Raw genomic sequence first — 15,484 nt, 5'->3', positions numbered from 1 at the left:
TGCGATCAGTCGCCAAAGGATTCGGTGCGGTAGCGTGCCACCTGGATCTGCGGCGACCAATGATCTGGCGCCAACCCTGCCTTCTGCTTCAGATGTCTGAGAAACTCCTCCCGGGTTGGCAACTGCTCCCAGACCGATGGCAGGAAGGTTCCGCGCCGGTTGCCTTCACTGAGGATCAGCCCATCGACGCCAGGCTCGATCGCCGCGAGCAACTCAGCCTCGCTGCTGAACGCGAGCGGCTGCGATGGCGTCAGCACCGAGATGTGGATCTCTAGATCGCCGATCTCCTGGGCGGAGAGTGGCGCGAAGCGTGGGTCGCGGAAGGCGGCGGCATAGGCGTTCTCGGCGACGTCGCAAGCGAGGGCGGTAACTGCTTCTAGATGACCAATGCAGCCGCGCAGCCGGCCCTGGCGTTCAAGGGTGACGAAGCTTGCGCGCTTGGCCTGAAGGGCTGGCGCTTCTTGCTCGGCGATCAACTGTAGCGCACATCCCTGCTCGAGCCCCTGTCGAATCGACAGCCGAGCGATCTCGAGCAGGCGCTGCCGCGCGCTCGGATCGAGCGATGATTCGAGGGGCGTCGGGGATGGGGGCGGCGGATCAAGCGAGCTCATAGGCGCCATAGCCTACCACGCGATCGCGTGGTCCCGCGGTATCGCCCGAGCTGCGTAGATCGAGCAGCCGCGCCTCCGCATGCTGCGCCTTGGCCAACTGCAGCAGGCCGGCGATGGCGTTGCGCCCGCAGGCCTGTTCTGGGCCGATCCGCTCAGCGTCTAGGCTCAAGATAGCCTCTGAGGTCCGCGCATCAAGGGCCTGCCCCGATGCATAATCCAGGTAATGACTGAGATCGGAGCTGATCAGGATCAGGCTATCATCCTGGCTCCAGAACGGCTCCAGCACCTCAGCGACCTGCTGTGGCTGGCTGCTGCCGACCAGCAGTGGGACGATGCTGAAGCGATCGAGCAGAACCTGCAGGAAGGGCAGCTGCACCTCGATACAGTGCTCACCGTCGAAGGCCTGGTCGAGACGCTGAACCTGCGGGTAATCGGCGAGCAGACGCTCGATGGCTGCCTGATCGACCGGTACGCGGCCGAGCGGGGTCTCGAAGGCATCGGCACTGCTGGTGGCGAGCCCGCGCACCGGGAACCGATGCGGTGGCCCCAGGATCAGCACGCGCTCGATCTGCTCGGCCTGCTCGGCGATGGCCGCGTAGGCGCTGCCGGCGATGGAGCCTGAATAAACATAGCCCGCATGCGGCACGATGAGCGCCTTGGCGCGCGGCAGCGGTTTGCCGCCGGCCCGGGCAACGCCCTCGGCGACAAAGCCCCGCACCTCGGCGTTCAATTGTTGTGGATCAGCCGTGTAGAAGAGGCCGGCGACGGCCGGCGCTTGTACATTTTGCATCATCATCCTAGTAGACCTCGAGATAGTAGACCTGGCGAGAGTAGACCTCGCGAGAGTAGATCTTGCGCAACTCGATCTTACCGACATGCCTACTACAATTTTAGTCAAGAAAGAACGAGGCTTCAGGGCAAACGATGGAGGTGCATGATGTTCAAGTCGACAGCCGACTCATCGGGCTTGCAAGGCCGCCAAGTTCGAGGCCACCCCACGCAGTTCTATCATCAGCTGGATGACGGACGGGTGCAATGCGATGTCTGTCCGCGCGCCTGCGCGCTGCATGAGGGGCAACGCGGGCTCTGTTTCGTGCGCGGCCGCGAAGGCGATCAGATTCGCCTCTATGCCTATGGTCGTGCCAGCGGTTTCTGCATCGATCCGATCGAGAAGAAGCCGCTCAATCACTTCCTGCCCGGCACCTCGGTGCTCTCGTTCGGCACCGCTGGTTGTAACCTGACCTGCCGCTTCTGCCAGAACTGGGATATGAGCAAATCCCGCGAGATGGATCTGCTCGCCGAGGAGGCGTCGCCGCGGCAGATTGCCGATGCCGCGCTCAGGCACGGTTGCCGCAGCGTCGCCTACACCTACAATGATCCGGTCATCTTCCTCGAGTACGCCTGTGATACCGCGCATGCCTGCCGCGAGCAGGGCATCCGCAACGTCGCCGTCACCGCGGGCTATCTCAGTCCCGGCGCACGCGAGACCTTCTTCGCCGAGATGGATGCCGCCAATGTCGACCTGAAGGGATTCACCGACGCGTTCTACAAGCGCCTCTGCAGCGCGCGGCTCGGCCCGGTGTTGGAGACATTGGAGTATCTCCATCAAGAGACCGACGTCTGGCTCGAGCTGACGACGCTGCTGATCCCGGGCGAGAACGACAGCGATGCCGAGCTGAGCGCGATGGCGGCCTGGGTGGTCGAGCATCTGGGACCGGAGGTGCCGATGCATTTCAGCGCCTTCCATCCGGCCTACAAGATGCTGGATGTGCCGCCGACGCCAGCGGCGACCCTGACCCGGGCGCGGCGGATCGCGCTTGAGCAGGGGGTGCGCTATGCCTATACCGGCAACGTGCATGACGGCGAGGGCAACAGTACCTGGTGCCATGCCTGCGGCCACCTGTTGATCGAACGCGATTGGTACCGGCTTGGGCGCTGCGGCTTGACCGCCGAGGGGACCTGTGAGCGCTGCGGTACCCGCTGCGCCGGGGTGTTCGAGGCCGAGCCCGGGGCGTTTGGCGCAGGTCGGCTGAGGGTGCGCCCGGCGGCTGTGGCCTCCTGAGCGCGAACCTGAGTGGCATGGATGCCCGACGACCGGCTAAGCTGAGTCTTTCATTGCCAACAGCCTCAAGGGTCATCAACCATGTCTGGGCATGTTCGACCAATGATTGCGCAGCCGCCGGTCAAGACTCGGCTGGCGCATGTGGCGATTCCGGCCGACCTGCTCGCCGATGCCGCGATCGAGGACCACCGGGTTTTCTTGCGGCAGGCCAGCTGGGACGATTTCGAGCGCGTGCTGGCCATGCGTGGCGAAAGATCCGCGCCGAGAATCGCCTATGACCGGGGAACCATCGAGATCATGAGCCCATCCTCGCATCATGAACGGATCAAATCGCTCATCGGTTGCCTGGTCGAGGTCTATTGCCAGGCGCGCGATATCGATTTCACCCCCTTTGGCAGCTGGACGCTCAAGGACGCGGCCAAGGAGGCCGGCCTGGAGCCAGACGAGTGCTACATCTTTGGCACCGACAGCTCGCTCGAGCGGCCTCACCTCGCCATCGAGGTGATCTGGACCTCAGGCGGGATCGACAAGCTCGCGCTGTATCACCGGCTGGGTGTGGCTGAGGTCTGGATCTGGCAGCATGCGCGAGTGACGCCCTATGTTTGGCGCGATGAGCAGTACCGGCCGGTGGCAACCAGTGAGGTGCTGCCCGATCTCGATCTGAGGCTGCTCGAGCGTTTTCTTGACGGCTATGACACGACCTCGGCGGCGATGCGTGCGTACCGCGCGGCGTTGCGTCAGGCATCCGCCGATCCCGCGGGCGATGATCCGGCCAGCGCGCGGCCGTCTTGAGTTGAATCCTCGTTCGTCGCGGTTGCCGTGGGCCTCGCCGCCGGCTGGCGCGGACCGCATCCGTTGGCTGCTTGATCGAAACCACTTGCGCGGAAAGCGGCGGGGTTCATAATGCCGGGCTTTTTGCGGAGGATCGGCTGTGTTCAAGAACGCCAAGGTGTATCGGCTGCAGGTGCCGTTCGAGCTGGATCAGATGGGCCTGCATGCGCAGTTGGGCGAGCGCCGCTTCCGCCCCTGTGGTCCGGTCGAGACGGCGACCATGGGCTGGACGGCGCCGCTGGGGCCCAAGGCCGAGATGCTGGTGCATACGGTCGGCACGGTGCATCTGCTCGCCATGCGCCGGCAAGAGCGATTGCTACCGGGCTCGGTGGTGACCGAGGCGGTGGCCGAGCGCGTCGCTGAGATCGAGCAGGCCGAGATGCGCGAGGTGGCCCGGCGCGAGCGCACGCAGCTACGCGAAGAATTGCTCGCCGAGATGTTGCCCAAGGCCTTTACCCGCTCGCGGGTGGTGCGCGCCTATATCGATGCGGAGGAGGGCTGGGTGGTGATCGACGCCGGCAGCGACAAGGCGGCGGAAGAGCTGCTGGCGTTGCTCCGCGAGAGCCTCGGCAGCTTTCCGGTCAAACCGCTGGAGCCACAGGTCATCGCCGCTGAGCGCCTGAGCAGCTGGATACGCGCCGGCCAGGCCGCCGAGGGCATTGAGCTTGAGGATTCCTGTGTGCTGCAGGATGCCGAGGATGCGCGCTCGACGGTGCGTTGCCGGGGTCAGGACCTGAGCGCGCCGGAGATCCGCAACCATCTCGATACCGGCAAGCGCGCGGTGAGCATTGGCATCAACTGGAAGGATCGTCTCTCGCTGCTACTGGGTGAGGATCTGAGTCTCAAGCGCTTGCGCTTTGCCGATGAGGTGAAGAATGATCTCGATACCGGCGATGCCGATGATGAGGGTGCGCTCCTCGATGCCGAGCTAGCGCTGCTCTCGCTCGAGCTGCGCGCGGTGCTGGCGCGGATTTGCGAGGAGTTCGAGGTGTTGTCCGAGCGGTCCATTGCCGCTCCAGCCCTGGGATTCGGTGCCGATATCCAGAGGCCAAGCGAGCCGATGCCGACGTCCCAGCTTGAGCCGAACTCGACGTCGGTTGCGGTATCGGACCAGGCTTCAGGGGCCGCTGAGACCGAAGATCGCCCACCTTGGGAGTGATGCTTGTGCGTGGCCAGCTCGACCGGCTGCGATCAAAGCAGCCGCATTGGACTCGTTATCAGGCCATCCTGGCCTGAAACAAGCCGGGCTGCAAACACCGGCAGCGCGGCATCAGGAAGTGTCCATCTTTTACTTCCCGACGCTGCTGCGACCGATGGCTGCAAAACAGGGAAGCAATTTCTGGACAGTCACTCAACGTCAGACCTGGTAATACGCCCGATACCAGTCTACGAAGCGCGCGACGCCGGTTTCAACGCTGGTGGCGGGTTGATAGCCAAGATCCTCGACCAAGTCAGTGACATCGGCAAAGGTATCCGGCACATCGCCCGGCTGCAGCGGGAGCAGCTGTTTCTCGGCGCTGCGCCCGAGACAGTGCTCTAAGGTCTCGATGTAGTGCATCAGCTCTACTGGTCGGTTATTGCCGATGTTGTAGAGGCGGTAGGGCGCGCTGCTGCTGGCCGAATCCGGTTCGGCGCCGCTCCAGCTCGGATTCGGCTCCGGCACCCGATCGAGCACGCGGATCACGCCTTCGACGATATCGTCGACATAGGTGAAATCGCGCCGGTGTTGGCCATAGTTGAAGACCTCGATCGGCTCCCCGGCAAGGATCGCCCGGGTGAACTTGAACAGCGCCATATCCGGCCGGCCCCAAGGGCCATAGACGGTGAAGAAGCGTAGACCAGTGGTCGGCAGCCGATACAGATGGCTGTAGGTATGCGCCATCAGCTCATTCGCCTTCTTGCTGGCGGCGTAGAGGCTGAGCGGGTGATCGACGTTGTCGTGTACCGAGAACGGCATGCTGGTATTGGCGCCATAGACCGAGCTGCTGGAGGCGTAGACCAGATGCTCGACGCCATGGTGTCGGCAGCCCTCGAGGATGTGGGCAAAGCCGACCAGGTTGGTATCGATGTAGGCGAGCGGGTTCTCGATCGAGTAGCGCACCCCGGCTTGCGCCGCCAGGTTGACGACGCGCTCTGGCTTGTGTTCAGCAAAGGCGCGCGCAATACCCTCACGGTCTTCGAGATCAAGGCGCAGATCGGTAAAACCGGGTTGACCTTGAGTCCGCGCGAGGCGCGCTTGCTTGAGTCCGACATCATAGTAATCGTTCAGGTTGTCGACCCCGACGACCTCATCGCCGCGCTCGAGCAACCGCATCGACAGCGCCGAGCCGATGAAACCGGCGCTTCCCGTAACTAGCACCTTCATGCTTGCACCTTCCTCAGCGCTATCATTGCGCTATCTGTGAATCCGGGATGCTGCAGGCTCGATCATCGTTCCGGCGAGATGATACTGCCGGATGCGACCCTGGGCCTTCTTGACGCACAAGGGCGGGTTAGAAACCCTGGTGACGCGCGCTTTGCCCGCAGCTGGATGGAGAGACGATGCGATGTATCGCGCTTCGGCGATTGGCAGCAATCGCCTTACGCCTGTTTCTTACGCCAAGCCTCGGCCTCATCCTCGCTTAGCGTCCGCGCCTCGTCCTCGAGCATCACCGGGATGCCATCGCGGATCGGGTAGGCGAGCCGTGCGGCGACGGCGACCAATTCCGCGTTATCCTTGTCGTAGATGAGCGGGCCTTTGGTCACGGGGCAGACGAGGATGTCGAGGAGCTTCTTATCCAACATGATCTTCTCTGGTTCAGACAGGTTGCGGTCACAAACCTGAATGCTACCTCAGCCTTGCGCGTTTCGCGTTGTCGATTCGTCGATCGGGCCCGTAATGTGAAACGGCCGGAGCGGGATTGCTCCCGTTCCGGCCGTTTGTATCACTGCAAGCCCGGCCCCTCAGCTAAGGATTCGGGCCTGGTGATCAGTGCTTACCAGCGGCGACCGCCGCCTGGACCACCGCCGCCACCAGGACGACCACCGCCGCCGCTACGCTCAGCGCGTGGTTTGGCCTGGTTGACGCGAATCGGACGACCCTTCATCGGCTGCTCATTGAGTGCCTTGATGGCGGCGTCCGCCTCGCTGTTGTTAGGCATTTCGACGAAGCCGAAGCCCTTCGATTCGCCCGTGAACTTATCCATGATCAGGTTTGCACTTTCGACTTCGCCGTAAGCGCCAAAGGCTTCACGGAGCTCATCCTGGGTCACGCTGTAGGCCAGGTTGCCAACGTAGATATTCATCAGTCTCGTCTCTCTGGAAATACACACTGTAGAAAAAGGAACCGCCGCAGACCAGTGTGCAAATCAAGCGGCCGTAGCAGTGGATGAACAGGTCATCCGTCGGATCGATAAAGCGAGGTTAAGCGGGCGGCGGGGTTGCACAGCCCAGACTCCATCGGCTTGCACAACGCGATGATCGATGGCGGGAGCATACACGGCCGATTCGGCGGTTGAAAGGAAAATCTGCCGCCGTTGCGTTGGTTCAGCGATTGGCTGATGCCGAATCCTCAATTGTCCCTAGCGATGGAATCAGGGTTTCCCTGACAAGATGGATCGAGGCCTTTTGCATGCCGTTCGGCATGGGCGATGTCGATAAACATCTGGATGTCGCGTAGGCGCCGACTCTCTGACAGTGGCTTCTCTTTGGCTGCTTGCCAGGCCGCGTCGATCTTGGGATACAGCGCCTCAGCGGCCTCGGGATCGCCGCGATCCCGAAAGATTGCGGCCTTCAGCATCAGCCCTCGCTCGACATTGTCGACATTGCCTTTTGCGATGGCCTGATCGGCAAGCATCAGCGCCTGATCGTAGCTGCACTGACCAAAAGCGATGAGCGCGAACCGGTTCTCGGGCCCCATCGGGTCTTCGGCGCAGCTGGCCAGGAGCAGCGCGGAAAGCAGCCCGAGGAATCTGAGTCGGCTTGGCCGCTGGCGCAAGGTAGTGGCGGTCATGAACGATATTCCTTCTGCAGGTTGAATAGGCGTCCGCCGTCTCGAGCAGGCGTTGACGCGAGCGTTAATGCTGGCGTCATTCTAGCGGAAGCCGCCCTTCTGACGGCGTTCGTCAGGAAACCGTTTTGTCGAGGCATTGTAGCGCTCTAGGCCTCATACACGGCCTAGAGAATCAGGCCGGGCAAGAAGAGCGGGCCATCTAGCGCTGCAGTGGCTGACGGGCTAAACAGGTGCCGCTCTGAACCCCCCTTCGGCACGACGCGCTGCGGCAATGGCTGGCGGCCCTTGATTGCTCGGCGCGCGTTCGCCGGCGACTTCTGCTTCGATGCGATTTCGCCCCCGCGCCTTGGCTTGGTAGAGGGCTCCGTCAGCTCGATCGATTAGGCTCTCGTGGTCCAACGCACCGAGCGTGTTGGTGGCGACACCGGCGCTGATCGTGACCTTGCCAAAGGGGGCGGCCGCGTGGTCGAGATCAAGGCTCAAGATCGATCGACGGAGTTCTTCCGCAATCTTGACGGCGCCTTTGGGCCCCGTGTTCGGCAAGACCACCACGAACTCCTCACCGCCGTAGCGGGCACAGAAATCGGTGGCGCGGTGCAGGCCTGCCTTTAACGCATCGGCCACCGTGCGTAAGCAACGGTCTCCGGCCAGATGGCCATAATGGTCGTTGTAGTGCTTGAAGTAGTCGATATCAAAGATGATGAGAGACAGTGGTACATGCTCGCGCGCGCCGCGGTGCAGTTCGCGGATCAACTGTTCGATAAAGTAGCGGCGGTTTGGGATGCTCGTCAGCGCGTCGACCACAGCCTGTCGTCTCAGCTCGTCATAGGCGCGCCGCAACAGCCAGCCAAGCCCGAGGATCAAGAGCAGGCCGGAGACTGCGATGGCTATATGACTGCCAACCAATCCCGCGATCGGCAACGGCGCTAGGGTCGGCAAGGTGACACTCACCCCACCGCGTACGTCGCCAACCTGATACCCTTGGTCGGCATGGCACTTTAGGCAGGCCTGTTCGGTGATGAGGGGCGCCATGTATCGGTAGATCAAGCGTTCACCATCGCGTGCGATCTCGCCGAATTCTTTGACGCCGGCTTCAAACTGTTTCAGCGCCTGCTCTTCCCATGGATATGGCGCGTTGGCGGGGCGAATCGGGTTCAGGCTGGTGATATGGAATTGAACGCTGCTGCGCTCCATGGCCATCTCACTGAGCTGCCGGGTCATAAAGGCCGGGTTGATCTTGGTGAGCACCAGGTCATCGGAGACACGAATCTCGCGCCGCTCGTCGTCGAGATAAGGGTTTGGCTGAGTGATCTCGGTGACCGGCACGTAGACGCCGCCATGCAGGGCATTCCAGTGCCGGGTCAGCAGCAGTTGCTCGAAGAAGGCGTTTGCCGTCTGTCGGGCCAGGAGATCTCGGCTCTGTGTGGCCTGATGGATGTTCCAGGCCAAGGAGGCACTGACGATAAACAACCAGAATCCACAGACCAATAACAAGCGTTGATGCAGACGCAACCCGGCCGTCGAGGTTAGATCAGTCATACTTCACTCCGAATGAGCGAGGTGTGGTTGATGGTCGTTGTTCGAGGATTGGACCGGCCAGGTCCTTAGAGACAGCGGTGATGATCATCACCAGCACATCGTCAGCGTTGAACATCGGATGGCCTTCGTGGCTGCTGCTTACGGATAAACAGGACAGTTTATCAGGATCGGTGTCCATCGGCGCCAAAAGGGTGCAGCAAAATCGCGTGGGTCTTATGATAGAGGTTCGGGTCGATACCAAGCCCGGCGCAGGCCCTTTCCTTACGTCCGCGCAGTTGCGCAGGTCTAACCGTGTACCTTAACTATTTCGGCCTTAGCGAAGCCAGTTTCTCGATCACCCCAGACCCGCAGTACCTGTTTCTCAGTGAGCAGCATCGGGAGGCACTCGCGCACCTACTCTATGGTGCCGGTGAGAACGGAGGCTTCGTCTTGCTGACGGGCGAGGTTGGTACCGGCAAGACCACCATCTGCCGCGCATTCTTGGAGCAGACCCCGGAGCAGGTTGACGTTGCGCTGGTGTTGAACCCGGCGATGACGGCGATCGAGCTGATGCATGCGATCTGCCAAGAGTTTGGTGTCGCGACGTCGGAGCACCATGATTCGGTCAAGGTGCTGGTGGATCGGCTGAACAGCTTTCTGCTCGATGCCCATGCGCGTGGTCGTCATCCCGTGGTCGTTATCGATGAGGCGCAGAATCTGCGTCCGCGGGTGCTCGAGCAGGTGCGGCTGCTGACCAACCTCGAGACCTCTAAGCAAAAGCTGCTGCAGATCTTTCTCATCGGCCAGCCCGAGCTGCGCGAAATCCTGGCCTCGCAGGAGCTGCGTCAGCTCAACCAGCGCATCACGGCGCGCTTTCATCTCAGCCCGCTGTCGGCGCGCGAGACCGCGGCCTATGTCGATCACCGGATTACGGTTGCTGGCGTGCAGCGGCCCTTATTCAGCGCCGCAGCGCTGCGCGAGGTGCATCGGCGATCGCGCGGTGTGCCACGGTTGATCAACCTGATCTGCGACCGCTCCCTGCTCGGCGCCGCGGTGAGTCGGCGCATGCAGGTCACACCCGCGATTGTGCGTCGAGCCGCCCACGAGCTGCTCGGTGGCGAGCAGCCGCGGCAACGCTCGCGCCATCAGCCGCAATGGGCGATGGCCGCGGCCTTAGTCTTGGCCCTTGGCGTTGGCGGCTGGCTTGGTGCCTCTGGTCTGTTGGAGCGTACACAGCAGCAGCTCGATCGGGCCGCTAAGGTCTGGGCCGAATTGGGTGTCGATGATGAGGCTGCGCGGTTGGCGGGTGCTGTGGATTCCGACCCTGACGCTGACCCTGAGTCGGGCGACGCGACCGATAAGACCGTCGCCGACGGCGCGCTGATGGCGGCAAACGACACCGATTCCGCGAGCCTGGCTGCAGAGGCTGCAGAGACGTCCGAGGCTGACCAGGTCGCGGCGATCGACCCTGACGCGGTCTCTATGGAACAGGCTGGAGCCGAGCTGAGCGCAGCCACTGCGGCATCGGCCGTGACGCCGCTGGCCGAGACCAGTCAGGGTATCCCCCGCATCGCGCTCGCACGCATCACTCCCCAGGTTCCAGAAGCGGAGATCGGCGAACTTCCAGCGCTGTTATTGGATGAGGACGAGTCGATCTCGGCGCTGGTGCAGCGCTGGGGCCATGCGCCAGAAGAGGCGATGGATTGCTACGGCGTTGCCAGCCTGGGACTTGAGTGTGAGCGTTCGCGTGAACGCTGGAGCGATCTGCGGCTCTTCGATCGGCCTGCGGTGCTGCAGCTGCTGATCGATGGTCAAGAGCGGTATGCGCTGATCACTGGTATCGATGATGAGTTTGCCGTGCTGCAGCGCGGTGAGATGCTGCGCCGGGTGCCGATCGCGGCGCTCGATGAGCGCTGGTCTGGGGATGTGCTGATGCTGTGGCGACTGCCACCGGACGGTGTGCGGATGATTGGCCCGGGTACGTCCGGCGATACGGTGCGCTGGCTCAGAGAACAGCTGGCAGCGCTGCCTGACGCATCCTTGACCGACACGAGCAGCCCGCGCTACGACGCCAATCTGAAGGCAGTGGTGCGGGAATTTCAGGCGGGTCGTGGACTCGCGGTCGATGGCATCGCCGGGCCGCGCACCATGATCCTGCTGAACAATGCGCTCGCCGACAGCGAGATCCCGCGTCTTAGCCGGTCTCAACGTCCCTGATGACCCCGATCCCTGCTGGATTGGCTCATCGCTCTAACGTTCATGGCGCGGCGCTAGCCTGAAAAATGGGTCGCGTGAGATTCACCTAAACGTCCTATGTCGTACATCCTGGAAGCACTGAAGAAATCGCAGCAGGAGCGCGAGATGGGTCAGGTGCCGCGTCTGCAGGCGACGGCGTTCGAAGACCCGCTCGAGCGCACCCGTACCCAGCCCTGGGTGTTCACGGCCGTTGGGCTGGCGGCGCTTGCGGTGGTGGTTGCAATCTACGCCGCGCTGCGTCCAACCACGGCTCCCGATGCTTCGTCGCTGCTCAGCGGCGAGCTTGAGCAAGGCATCAGCGCCGGCATCGGCTCGGGCCAGCGCTCGGTTGCTGGGCTAGATGCTGATTCCGATGAGGGATTGGCTGATGGCAGCAGCAGGCCTGAGGGTGCGGCGCTGCAAGCAGCCGCTGTTCAGGGCGCAGTGGGCGCCGAGGTTGGGGTTGCGAGCGCCTCAAGCGCTTCGCCGACGTCGCCGCTGCGACTCAGTGATCCCGATGACCTCAGTGTCGAGCCGCAGGTGCTGGTCGTGCCGGCAGCGCCAAAGCCGGGTGAGCGCCTCCCGCGCGGTGCCGATGAGCTGAGACGCGCGGTGCTCGGCCCCGAGGCCTCTCCTTCGATCGAGCGCCGGCAGGCGAGTCCTGACAGCGCTCCGCCTGAGCGTGACTTCGCCACAGTGCCACCGGACTTGATCGCCGAGATCGAGGACTTCAAGCGGACATTTCAATCCGGTGGGACTCGCCCTGCAGCCAGCGCGAGCCGGGATGCAGAGGCGGTGCGTCGCAGTGCTGCAGCGCCGGAATCGACCGAACGCAGCATCGGCAATCGCGCCGAGAATAACCGCCAGGCCGCATCGGGCGAGCGGCCGGCGCCGCTGTCTTCCACCTTGCGGCGCCAGCTTCCGCCGTTCCTGATGACGGTTCATGTCTACGACGATGACCCCGTGCGGCGCTTCGTCTATCTGAATGGTGCCAAGGTGCGTGAGGGCGAGCTGACGCGCGACGGGTTCTTCGTCGAGCAGGTGCTGGCCGATGGTGCCATCGTGCGTTACGACGACTACCGCTTCTTCCAGTCGCCCTAAGCGGTCGATCGACCTTCATATCGGCCTGAGATCAGCGGTGAAAAGCGGCTGCAAGCGACGCTCGGCAAGCGGGAGTTCGCTCGGCTCGGCGCAACGGCCGACGCCGAACGCACAGACGGAGACTCAGACGGAGACTCAGACTCAGACTCAGACTCAGACTCAGACTCAGACTCAGACTCAGGCAAAGGCGATGAGGCGCAGGGCATCGAGGCGCAGTCGGCTATTCGCAAGCGTCTCGGCAAGCGCATCGCGCTCAGCCGCTAGGGCCTCGATCTCCGCAGGGCGCACCGCGGGGTTGCGGCGGGCGAGGGCTTGCAGCCGCTCCAGCTCTTGATCGAGCTGATCCCGCATCAGTCTTACCGCTTGCTCGCGTAACGCCCGGCTCTCGCGCGCGGCCTCCTGTTCGGCCAGCGCGACCATCGCCTCGATCACCTTGCTCTTGGCCTTGATGAGTGCACGTGCTAGCGGTCGCCGTGAGCGCAGGCACTTGCCGCCGAGGGCGTTGATGTCGATCTCGGCGCTGCGTTCCTTGCCCTCTTCGTCGATCAGCATGCGCCGAGCGGTTGGGGGCAGGAAACGCTGCGCGTTGAGGATCGGCGGCGCTGGACATTCGGCGACATAGACCGCCTCCAGCAGCAAGGCACTGGAGGCGAAGCGCGGGTCTTGGGTCAGGATGATCGCGCTGGTTCCCATGTGCGAGCCGGTCATCAGCTCGAGCGCGGCACGCGTCATCGGATGTTCGCGGGTCAGGAAGCGTCGGTCTTCATGCGCCAGTGCGTGCTTGCGGCTGAAGGTCGCGGTGATGCCTTCGTCCGGCAATTCGGGAAAGCGCTCTTGCAGCATGTGGGCGCCGGGTCGGACCACGAGACTGCCACCCGGACCAAGCTCGCGCTCGACGCCGAAGGCGTCCCAGAGCCCGGTCAAGAAGGTCTCGGTGGTTGGATCATGATCTTCTGCCGCGAGTGCCTCCACCAGCGCGGCGCCTCGCGCCGGGCGATGCGAGCTGAGCTCGAGTAACCGATCGCGGCCAGCGGCGAGTTCGGCATCCAGCCGCAGGCGCAGCGCCTTGGCCTCGGTGATCAGCGCCTCGACCTCAGCGGCCTCGGGGATCGGGTCTTCGAGCAAGGCCTGCAGCGTCTCGCGTTGTTCCCAGAAGATCGCGGGTGCGGCCGGTTGATGGGCGGAGAAGGCGTCGAGACCCTCGTGATACCAGCGAAACAGGGTCTCGTCCGCGGTGTCGGCCCGGTACGGGACATGGATGCGGATGGTTTCGGTCTGTCCGATCCGATCGAGGCGGCCGATGCGCTGTTCCAGTAGCTCCGGGTCGGCGGGCAGGTCGAACAGGATGAGGTGATGAGCGAACTGGAAGTTGCGCCCCTCGCTACCGATCTCGGAGCAAAGCAGGATCTGGGAGCCCTCTTCGGGGTCCGCGAAGAAGGCGGCAGCCCGATCACGCTCGACGATCGGCATCCCTTCATGGAACACCGCGGCCTGGATGCCGGCGCGCTCAAGCAGGGCGCGGCGCAGATCGAGTACGGTCTCGGCACTGGCGGTGATCAGCAGGATCTTAGCCGGCGCCAGCGTGCGTAGCTGTGTGATCAGCCAATCCAGCCGCGGGTCGTCGTCCAGGCGATCAACGTTTTCGATCGCGGACCAGAGCGCGTCGAGCGGATCGGCCTCGGCCTCGGTGGCGTCATCGCGCTCGCTGACCGAAGACTCGAGCCGCGCCGGATGCAGCTCCCGCTTGGGAAAGCCACTGATCGCGGCGCGCGTGTTGCGGAACAGCACGCGACCCGTGCCGTGGCGATCGAGCAACCGCTCGATGATGGCTTGGCGATCGGACTGAGCGTCGAGAGGCTGGCGACGAGGCGCAGACTCGGCTGTCTCGGCGTCGGTCATGCCGTCGGCGTCGTCGAGCAGGGCCTCGAGTCGCGACTGCTCTTCAGTGGTCAGTGGGGTTTCATCGCGGAGACGGCTGACCAGTTCGGCAACCGGGGCGTAGCCCTGCTCCTCTTCCAAGAAGGACTGGTAGTCGCCGAAGCGCTCCGGGTCGAGCAGTCGCAAGCGACCGAAATGGCCGACGCGTCCGAGCTGTTCAGGGGTCGCGGTGAGCAGCAGCACGGCGGGCGTGATCGCGGCCAGCGCCGCGACAAGGTCATAGGCGGGGCTGCTGGCCGTGGGCGACCACTCCAAATGATGGGCCTCGTCGCAGATCAACAGGTCCCAGCCGGCATGCAGGGCGGCATCGGCAAGACTCGGATCACTGGTCAGCAGATCGAGGCTACAGAGGATGTGCTGCTCGGATTCGAACGGATTCGGCGCATCGGCGCCTTGCGCGAGGGCGCTGACCCTTGTGCGATCAAAGAGCGCAAAGCGGAGATTGAAACGCCGTAATAGCTCGACCAGCCATTGATGCAACAACGGCTCGGGCACCAGGATCAAGACGCGACGCACACGCCCGGCCAGCAGGAGCCGATGCAGGATCAGACCGGCCTCGATGGTCTTGCCGAGGCCGACCTCGTCGGCGAGCAGAACACGTGGATGATGGCGGTCGGCAACCTCGGCAGCAATATGGAGCTGGTGCGGGATCGGGCTGATGCGGGCACCGAGCAGCCCACGCGCTGGCGCGGTTGCCAGTTGTGCCGTTTGATCTAGGGCCTGCACCCGGAGTCGGAACCAGGTATCGCTGTCGAGACGCCCGGCGCGCAGACGCTGCTGCGGGCGGCTCAGGCGCAGCCTGGGGTCGATGCGGGTCTCCGGCAGTGGCTGCTCCTGACCGGCGGTATCGCGCACCAGATAGGTGATGAAGCCATTGTGCTCGAGGTGATCGACTACGGTCAGATCTTGGCCATCGAGGTCACGCAACAACTCTCCGGTGGCCAGCTGCGCTCGCCACAGCGGCGTATTGTCGGCGGCATAGGTGCGGCGCTCGCCGGTGGCCGGAAACAGCACAGTGACGCGTCGATGCTCGACGGCTTCGACCATGCCGAGGCCGAGCTCGGGCTGAGTTTCAGAGAGCCAACGTTGGCCAACGGCAAAGGCAGGGGCGGGCTCAGGCATAGGGCAGCTCGGTCGGAGAAATAGCGAAGATCAAGATGGCGAAAATGACTGTGGTGAAGATCGACAGGGTAAAGA

General features: G+C 63.5%; 14 protein-coding genes. 5 read left to right on the top strand and 9 right to left on the bottom strand.

Annotated features, from left to right (window positions below):
• Nucleotides 1-5: 5 nt before the first annotated feature.
• Together amrA and amrB are read right to left on the bottom strand one after the other, a co-directional pair.
• Nucleotides 6-611 carry an AmmeMemoRadiSam system protein A gene (gene amrA, locus CCR96_RS13815; protein ID WP_201220703.1) on the bottom strand — a complete coding sequence of 202 codons (606 nt, stop codon included), beginning with the start codon at nucleotides 609-611 and terminating at the stop codon, nucleotides 6-8.
• On the bottom strand, nucleotides 598-1,407 hold the full coding sequence (amrB, locus tag CCR96_RS13810) for an AmmeMemoRadiSam system protein B (protein ID WP_338035883.1): 810 nt from the start codon (nucleotides 1,405-1,407) through the stop codon (nucleotides 598-600). The genes amrA and amrB overlap by 14 nt, the downstream gene beginning before the upstream one ends.
• Before the next feature lie 141 nt (nucleotides 1,408-1,548).
• On the opposite strand from amrB, the gene amrS reads away from it, so the two are divergent.
• The 3 genes from amrS (at nucleotide 1,549) to CCR96_RS13795 (ending at nucleotide 4,663) form a co-directional block, all read left to right on the top strand.
• A complete protein-coding gene (amrS, locus tag CCR96_RS13805; RefSeq protein WP_201220702.1) occupies nucleotides 1,549-2,673 on the top strand; it encodes an AmmeMemoRadiSam system radical SAM enzyme in 1,125 nt (374 codons plus the stop codon).
• Nucleotides 2,674-2,775: 102 nt separating this feature from the next.
• Entirely contained in the window at nucleotides 2,776-3,465 is a 690-nt protein-coding gene (locus tag CCR96_RS13800) for a Uma2 family endonuclease (protein WP_201220701.1), read from the top strand.
• Between the two features lie 139 nt (nucleotides 3,466-3,604).
• Nucleotides 3,605-4,663: a recombination-associated protein RdgC gene (locus CCR96_RS13795; RefSeq protein ID WP_201220700.1), complete on the top strand. Its 1,059-nt coding sequence runs from the start codon at nucleotides 3,605-3,607 to the stop codon at nucleotides 4,661-4,663.
• Nucleotides 4,664-4,861: 198 nt separating this feature from the next.
• On the opposite strand, the gene CCR96_RS13790 is transcribed toward CCR96_RS13795, so the two are convergent.
• The 6 genes from CCR96_RS13790 to CCR96_RS13765 form a co-directional block, all read right to left on the bottom strand.
• On the bottom strand, nucleotides 4,862-5,869 hold the full coding sequence (locus tag CCR96_RS13790) for an NAD-dependent epimerase (RefSeq protein WP_201220699.1): 1,008 nt from the start codon (nucleotides 5,867-5,869) through the stop codon (nucleotides 4,862-4,864).
• Nucleotides 5,870-6,084: 215 nt separating this feature from the next.
• Nucleotides 6,085-6,285, bottom strand: a complete 201-nt coding sequence (locus CCR96_RS13785) for a Trm112 family protein (protein ID WP_201220972.1) — start codon at nucleotides 6,283-6,285, stop codon at nucleotides 6,085-6,087.
• Nucleotides 6,286-6,479: 194 nt separating this feature from the next.
• Complete coding sequence (locus CCR96_RS13780) at nucleotides 6,480-6,788, bottom strand: RNA recognition motif domain-containing protein (protein ID WP_201220698.1); 309 nt, start codon at nucleotides 6,786-6,788, stop codon at nucleotides 6,480-6,482.
• Between the two features lie 266 nt (nucleotides 6,789-7,054).
• Nucleotides 7,055-7,495, bottom strand: a complete 441-nt coding sequence (locus CCR96_RS13775; protein ID WP_201220697.1) for a hypothetical protein — start codon at nucleotides 7,493-7,495, stop codon at nucleotides 7,055-7,057.
• 222 nt (nucleotides 7,496-7,717) lie between these two features.
• Nucleotides 7,718-9,034, bottom strand: coding sequence for a sensor domain-containing diguanylate cyclase (locus CCR96_RS13770; RefSeq protein WP_201220696.1), 1,317 nt, complete (start codon nucleotides 9,032-9,034; stop codon nucleotides 7,718-7,720).
• Nucleotides 9,027-9,212, bottom strand: a complete 186-nt coding sequence (locus CCR96_RS13765) for a hypothetical protein (RefSeq protein ID WP_201220695.1) — start codon at nucleotides 9,210-9,212, stop codon at nucleotides 9,027-9,029. The genes CCR96_RS13770 and CCR96_RS13765 overlap by 8 nt, the downstream gene beginning before the upstream one ends.
• Before the next feature lie 113 nt (nucleotides 9,213-9,325).
• Between CCR96_RS13765 and CCR96_RS13760 the strand changes: the two genes are divergently transcribed.
• The gene (locus CCR96_RS13760) at nucleotides 9,326-11,230 is read left to right on the top strand and encodes an AAA family ATPase (RefSeq protein WP_201220694.1); all 1,905 of its coding nucleotides are present in this window, start codon (nucleotides 9,326-9,328) and stop codon (nucleotides 11,228-11,230) included.
• A 96-nt stretch (nucleotides 11,231-11,326) separates the two neighbouring features.
• Nucleotides 11,327-12,349 (top strand): general secretion pathway protein GspB, encoded by a 1,023-nt coding sequence (locus tag CCR96_RS13755; protein WP_201220693.1) that lies wholly within the window; start codon nucleotides 11,327-11,329, stop codon nucleotides 12,347-12,349.
• A 177-nt stretch (nucleotides 12,350-12,526) separates the two neighbouring features.
• Here the strand turns inward: CCR96_RS13755 and rapA are convergent, their stop codons facing one another.
• A complete protein-coding gene (gene rapA, locus CCR96_RS13750) occupies nucleotides 12,527-15,409 on the bottom strand; it encodes an RNA polymerase-associated protein RapA (RefSeq protein ID WP_201220692.1) in 2,883 nt (960 codons plus the stop codon).
• Nucleotides 15,410-15,484 lie beyond the last annotated feature (75 nt).

Origin of the sequence: Halochromatium roseum (assembly GCF_016653315.1) — a bacterium.
Classification (GTDB): Bacteria; Pseudomonadota; Gammaproteobacteria; order Chromatiales; family Chromatiaceae; genus Lamprobacter; species Lamprobacter roseus.
This window is presented reverse-complemented; position numbering and strand designations above follow the sequence as displayed.